At 45.1% G+C, this 6,831-nt stretch carries 7 protein-coding genes; 4 read left to right on the forward strand and 3 right to left on the reverse strand.

The annotated features are described in order from the left end of the window. Positions 1-164: 164 nt before the first annotated feature. Positions 165-812: a ribonuclease T gene (rnt, locus tag HRU21_10890; GenBank protein NRA42793.1), complete on the reverse strand. Its 648-nt coding sequence runs from the start codon at positions 810-812 to the stop codon at positions 165-167. A gap of 14 nt (positions 813-826) precedes the next feature. Further along, on the reverse strand, positions 827-1,867 hold the full coding sequence (gene pyrC / locus HRU21_10895) for a dihydroorotase (GenBank protein ID NRA42794.1): 1,041 nt from the start codon (positions 1,865-1,867) through the stop codon (positions 827-829). A 158-nt stretch (positions 1,868-2,025) separates the two neighbouring features. On the opposite strand from pyrC, the gene HRU21_10900 reads away from it, so the two are divergent. Further along, positions 2,026-3,243: an argininosuccinate synthase gene (locus tag HRU21_10900; protein NRA42795.1), complete on the forward strand. Its 1,218-nt coding sequence runs from the start codon at positions 2,026-2,028 to the stop codon at positions 3,241-3,243. 132 nt (positions 3,244-3,375) lie between these two features. On the opposite strand, the gene HRU21_10905 is transcribed toward HRU21_10900, so the two are convergent. Further along, complete coding sequence (locus HRU21_10905; GenBank protein ID NRA42796.1) at positions 3,376-5,145, reverse strand: SLC13 family permease; 1,770 nt, start codon at positions 5,143-5,145, stop codon at positions 3,376-3,378. A gap of 288 nt (positions 5,146-5,433) precedes the next feature. Between HRU21_10905 and bfr (HRU21_10910) the strand changes: the two genes are divergently transcribed. From bfr (HRU21_10910) to HRU21_10920, 3 genes are all read left to right on the forward strand, one after another. Continuing rightward, the gene (bfr, locus tag HRU21_10910) at positions 5,434-5,907 is read left to right on the forward strand and encodes a bacterioferritin (GenBank protein ID NRA42797.1); all 474 of its coding nucleotides are present in this window, start codon (positions 5,434-5,436) and stop codon (positions 5,905-5,907) included. Beyond that, entirely contained in the window at positions 5,907-6,386 is a 480-nt protein-coding gene (gene bfr / locus HRU21_10915) for a bacterioferritin (protein ID NRA42798.1), read from the forward strand. Before bfr (HRU21_10910) ends, bfr (HRU21_10915) begins: the two co-directional genes overlap by 1 nt. Before the next feature lie 61 nt (positions 6,387-6,447). Next, positions 6,448-6,831: methylated-DNA--[protein]-cysteine S-methyltransferase (locus HRU21_10920; GenBank protein NRA42799.1), on the forward strand; the 384-nt coding region annotated here is incomplete at its 3' end.

Below are 6,831 nucleotides of genomic sequence, written 5' to 3' on the forward strand. Positions count from 1 at the left end.
CATCCAGTGAAAATATCAGTGTGCCTTCATTAAGATATAAGCTAAGCCCTAACAGATAAGCAATGCTTAATAAAAAACTTATGTGAATATTTAGCGGTAAGCTGTTTCGACTCGTGCTATTTTGAAACGTCATGCCCAGACTAACTGTGAGGTGTTTAAATTGTTTATTCAGGTGAGGCTAGTGCATCAGCCCAGCCACCAAGGTCACGCCATTTATTGACAATTTGACAAAATAATCTGGCGGTGACTTCGGCATCATAAGCTGCCGAGTGTGCTTCCTTATTATCAAACGGAATGTTGGCAAGTTTACAGGCCTGAGCTAGAACCGTGTGACCATATGCAAGACCTGCTAAGGTTGCGGTGTCCATGGCAGAAAAGGGATGGAAGGGGCTGCGTTTTAATTGGTTACGAGCGATTGCAGCATTTAGAAAGCTCTGATCAAAGCTGGCATTATGCGCAACGATAATAGCGCGTTTGCAATGGTAAGTTTTTACTTCACGTCGAATAATGCGGAATAACTCTTTTAATACATCTACTTCATCCTCCGCTGCGCGAGCCGGGTCTTCGGGGTCGATGCCAGTAAACTCTAAGGCTGATTTTTCGAGATTAGCGCCAACAAATGGCTCAACATGAAAGCTAACCGTATCTTTAACCCTTAAGGTGCCATCATCATCCATATCTAATAAACTGGCTGCAATTTCTAACATGGCATCGGTGGTCGCATTAAAGCCCGCCGTTTCAATATCTATCACAACCGGTAAATAGCCGCGAAAGCGATAGGCCATCAGCGGCTTTTGTCTTTCGCTAGACATATTTAGATCTGCCTCTAACCAGCTTGGATTTGCCATTGAATCTGCTCTCCTGCCAGTAGAGGTGTAATTGTGCCATCTAAATAGTCTAGCTGTGCTGGAAGTTGCCAAGCTTTTTTCATCAGGGTAATGGTTTCGGTATTACGTGGCATGCCATAAAAGTCTGGTCCGTTAAAAGCAGCGAAGGCCTCAAGTTTGTCCAGTGCATTTGCCTCATCAAATACCTGAGCATACAGCTCAATCGCACTAAAGGCGCTGTAACAGCCAGCACAGCCGCAAGCTGCTTCTTTTTTATCCGTTGCATGAGGTGCCGAATCAGTGCCAAGAAAAAAGCGTGTATTTCCACTGGTGGCTACTTTCACCAAGGCATCTTGGTGGATATTGCGTTTCAGGATCGGCAAACAAAAATAATGTGGCCGAATACCGCCAACCAACATATCATTTCGATTGAACATTAAATGCTGCGGCGTAATAGTGGCTGCCATGGGGCCATCGGCGTCAACGACAAAATCAGCTGCGTCCTTGGTGGTAATATGCTCGAATACAATTTTTAATGCAGGAAATTTTGCCCGCAGCGGAATCATCGTGCGCTCAATAAAAACTTTCTCGCGATCAAAAATATCAATATGGCTATCTGTCACTTCGCCATGAATCAGCAGCGGCATACCGATAGACTGCATGACCTCGTAAACATCAGATTTAGCTAAAATATCAGTCACGCCCGAGTCTGAGTTAGTGGTAGCGCCCGCAGGATAAATCTTCACAGCCTTCACTAAGCCGGTTTGATGCGCGGCTAAAATATCTTCAGCTTGAGTGTTGTCCGTGAGGTATAAGACCATCAGTGGGTCAAAACTGAGCTCGCTAGCTAGGTTCTGCATGATACGCTGATGATAGCTGACGGCCTGAGCTGCATTGACAACCGGTGGGACGAGGTTGGGCATAACAATTGCGCGATTAAATTGACGCGCGGCATCGTTTACTGTGCGTTTCAATGCAACGCCGTCACGTAAGTGAATATGCCAGTCATCGGGTTGTGTCAGGGTAAGCAATTGGCTCATGCGTGAGGCTCGTCGTATAAATTTTTATATTAAAATACTCATTCTATAGTAAAAAAAATAGCTAACCTACCTGAATCGCGTAAGTCTAGCGAAAATCGGACAAAATCAGTACAATACGCGCCCTTTAAATGCTGTTCTTTCGAATTGGAGAAACTGTGATGGCAGACATCAAAAAAGTTGTATTAGCTTACTCGGGCGGCCTTGATACCTCGGTGATTGTGAAATGGTTGCAAGAAGAGTATCAGTGCGAGGTTGTCACGTTTACGGCAGATTTAGGTCAGGGCGAAGAAGTTGAGCCTGCGCGCGCAAAAGCTGAAGCTTTGGGCATCAAAGAAATTTATATTGACGATTTACGTGAAGAGTTTGCGCGTGATTTTGTGTTTCCGATGTTTCGAGCCAACGCCATTTATGAAGGTGAATACCTGCTTGGTACCTCGATCGCAAGACCATTGATTGCTAAGCGACTGATTGAAATTGCTAATGAAACAGGCGCTGATGCTATCTCGCATGGCGCAACCGGCAAGGGCAATGATCAAGTGCGCTTTGAATTAGGTGCTTATGCACTTAAGCCAGGTGTTGCGGTAATTGCGCCTTGGCGCGAATGGGATTTAAACTCACGCGAGTCATTGATGGCGTATTGTGAGCAACACGGTATTCAGGTAGAAACAAAACCAGGCAAGAAGTCCCCTTACTCGATGGACGCTAATTTACTGCATATCTCCTATGAGGGTGATCTGATTGAAGACCCATGGGCAGAGCCTGAAGAAGATATGTGGCTATGGACTAAGTCACCAGAAGATGCACCAGATACGCCCCGCTATATTAACCTGAGCTTTAAGCATGGCGATGTAGTGGCGATTGATGGTGTGGCTAAGTCTCCTGCAACTGTTATGGAAGAGCTGAATAGCATTGCCGGCGAGAACGGTATTGGTCGTGTGGATATTGTTGAAAACCGCTATGTTGGCATGAAGGCGCGAGGCTGTTATGAAACACCTGCAGGCACGGTCTTATTGAAAGCCCATCGTGCGATAGAATCCATTACTTTAGACCGTGAAGCTGCGCATTTAAAAGATGAGTTGATGCCGCGCTATGCCTCGTTAATTTATAATGGCTACTGGTGGTCACCTGAACGCCAAATGTTGCAGGCTGCGATTGATGAAACACAAGCGGTGGTTAATGGTGAGGTTCGCCTGAAGCTGTATAAAGGCAATGTTATGGTAGTAGGGCGCAAGTCAGATGACTCCTTATTTGACGAAGCGATTGCCACGTTTGAGGATGATGCGGGCGCTTACGATCAGAAAGATGCAGCAGGCTTTATAAAGCTCAATGCATTGCGCTTACGCACAGCGGCTAAGAAAGGCCGCTCGCCGCTATAAGTGAACTGCGCTTTGGTTGGTAAAACCTTTTACATCTAAGCTCTACAAACTTCGCATAAAAAGCCCGCCAAAATGGCGGGCTTTTTTATCGGCGCTAATAATTGGCGCAAATATTCATAGCGCTTAAGACTGCTACAGCGGATAGTAGAGCAGTAAAATAGATAGGGTCACAACAGCGAGAAAAATACTCAAGGGTAGGCCAACTTTGATAAAGTCGGTAAATTTATAGCCACCCGGTCCATACACCATCAAATTAGTTTGATAGCCTAACGGCGTAATAAAGCTAGCAGAGGCCGCCATCATAATCGCAAAGATAAACGGCTCAGCATCAATGCCAGCCTGCTGGGTAATCTGTAACACAATCGGCAGCATAATAATGGCAGCCGCATTATTGGTAATCGTTTCAGTCAGCATCACAACCGCTATATAGACTAAAATCAGCATTAGCCAGGGTGTGCCGCCGCTGAGGTCAATTATATGATGAGCTAAATGACCAGCAGCCCCGGTTTTTTGCAGTGCAGTCCCCAAGGAAAAAGACGCAGCAATAGTCAATATCACGCTAAAATCGAGACTTTTCTCAGCCTGACTAATTGAACAGCAGCCAAAAATAATCATTGCTGCCGCGCCGATCAGGGCGGCATTAAGCATGCTTATAACACCAAAGCCTGCACTTACAATGAGGCATAAAAGTATCGCCCATGAGAGATAGGCGCGCTCATGCCGAGGTGGTGCTTCCTCTAACTCATTAATCAATAGAAAATCTTTATTGTACCGTTGGCGACTCACAAAAGCGGGCCTCGCCTCTAATAACAAGGTATCGCCTGCGGCAAGTTTTATCGTACCGAGATTACCTTTGATACGTTCACCTCCGCGGGCTACCGCTAATACTGCGGCCCCATATCGATCGCGAAAGCGCATGTCACGAATTGCTTGGCCTAAAGAATCACAATGCGGAGAAACAACGGCTTCCACTAAACGCCGCTCAGCCCGATCGGTGCTCAGCGATTCTTCATGATTATCATTGGCAGAAGCTGTGATGCCGTTGATGCGCAGAAGGTCAGAAATTGCCTCAGTGTCACCAGCAAATACCAAACGATCGCCGCCTTTTAGCACTTCCTGAGAGGGAACCGCAGTAACGATACTGCCATTGCGCTCGATTTCAACCAGGTAAACCCTGCGTAAATTTCTCAGCCCCGCCTGCTCAACAGTTTTTCCAACGAGAGGGCCATTTTGCGCCACCGAAACCTCCAAAGTAAACTCGCGAAGGTTAGCAAAGGCATTCTTGGCTGAGCGATCCGGCAGAATTTTTGGAAATACCAGCCATATAAACAGCAAGCCAGCTATGACCACTGGCAGACTGATCATGGTGATTGAAAATAGCCCCAGACTTGGCTGCCCTGTGAGTGCCTGATATTGGCCATTAACCACCAAATTAGTGCTAGTGCCAATAAGCGTTAAGGTGCCGCCTAAAATTGCGCTATAACTGAGTGGAATCATTAATTTTGAAGGGGCGATATTAATTTTTCGCGACCAGCTATTAATTGCAGGAATCATCGTAGCAACAATCGGGGTATTATTTAAAAAACCGCTTAACAGTACCACCGGAGGGAACATACGCTGCATTGCAGCGCGAGCCGAGCTTGGTTTGCCCAGCAGGGCGTTGACTAGCAAATCAACACCACCTGATCCATGAATACCTGCGGCAATCACAAACATGGCGGCTACGGTCATCAAGCCATCATTAGCAAAGCCTGACAGTGCCTCGCTAGGGCTTAAAATGCCAGTCACGCTAAGCACGCTAAGCGCAGCCATCATCACAATATGTGGGCTGATGCGAGAAAAAATTAAAGTCAGTAAGGCACTAAAAGTAATGTATAACGCTGCCCAAGCTTGCCAATCCAAAATACGTTCCTGTGGGATGATTAACGTCAATTAAATAAGCGGATTACCTTATCTTGTCTTAACAGCCTTGAAAAGATCTTATTAAGTATATTTAGAGGTAAATGGCTTATATCTATTTTTGTGTTCAATCGTACCTGGCCTGAAATCAAGATGCGCGCTAAAACACGAATAGTAATAATTATCGAAATCATTTCAAGTTATTGATTTTATTGAGATTTTTTTGGTATTTTGTTGTTTTCTGCGCGTATTAAGCCTATATTTGCTGCATCACACAATGAGGAGTCGACGATGCAAGGTAAAACCACGATTATCAGCGCGTTAAATGGCGTGCTTTCACTTGAGCTGGTTTCAATTAATCAATACTTTCTGCACGCGCGCATGTTTAAAAACTGGGGCTTGGAAGAGCTCAATGAAAAAGCTTATAAAAAATCGATAAAAGACATGAAGCAGGCTGACGATTTAATTGAGCGTATCCTGTTTTTAGAAGGCTTACCCAATCTGCAACATTTAGGCAAGTTGCGCATTGGCGAAGATACCGAAGAGATGTTGCAATGCGATTTAGATTTTGAAACTGATCAGCTTGCTGCGTTGAAGTCTGCGATTGATTTATGCGAACAAGAGCAAGATTATGTCAGTCGCGAGTTGCTTGAGTCGATTCTTGAGTATGAAGAATCTCATGTTGATTGGATTGAAACTCAGCAGCATTTAATTAAACAGGTTGGTGTGCCCAACTATCTGCAATCAACGATGGAGGATGAATAATGCAGGGCTCACAAAAAATCATCGATTTACTCAATCGTCAGTTGACCATGGAGCTTTCTTCTATGGATCAATACCTAGCCCACTCCAAACTTTATGAAGACTGGGGGGTAGAGCGTTTACATCAGCAGTTAGTTCATGAGTATGAAGAGGAACTTGAACACGCTCAAATGATTATCGAGCGCATTTTATTTCTGGAGGGTACAGCCGATACCGCCTCGCGTATTGCGATTAAGATAGGTTCCGATGTTAAGCAGATACTGGCGTATGATCTAGAAGCTGAGCTGGCCGTGGCCGCAAGTTTGCGCGAGATTATTGCTGTCTGTGAATCGGAAAACGACTACGTTACCCGCGATATGCTGAAAAAACTATTAAATGATACGGAAACAGATCACATTTACTGGTTAGAGCGTGCACTATCACTGATCGATAAGATCGGTATTCAAAATTATATTCAGTCTCAAATGAAATCGAGTGAATAAGCCTGTAGCAAACAAACTCAGCTACCAGCTTATCGAACATGACTCATTAGATTACGTCGTTATAGCGGGCAATCAAACAGGGCTTTCTGCCCTGTTTTTTGTTGACGCGAATACCGATGTGTTTCAACAAGCAGAGCTTGTATTAAGTGGTTTTTTTCCGCAGCAGGTTTTTTTTTCGGCAAACTTACCCGCTGTTTGCGGCGTATCAAAAATAGAAAAACTTTTGAGCGAGTTCACGCAGGAAAATTTTAAGCAGGTGCAACAGATTCCTAAACACCCATCGGGCACGCCATTTCAGCAGTTGGTGTGGCAACAGCTTGATACCATCGCTTGGGGTAAGAGTGTCAGCTACTCAGATATCGCCATGGCAATTCATAAACCCGCTGCAGTTCGAGCGGTCGCGAATGCTGTAGGGCAAAACCGCGTGTCGATAATCACCCCATGC

The organism is Pseudomonadales bacterium (assembly GCA_013215025.1).
In the GTDB taxonomy this organism is placed as follows: Bacteria; Pseudomonadota; Gammaproteobacteria; order Pseudomonadales; family DT-91; genus DT-91.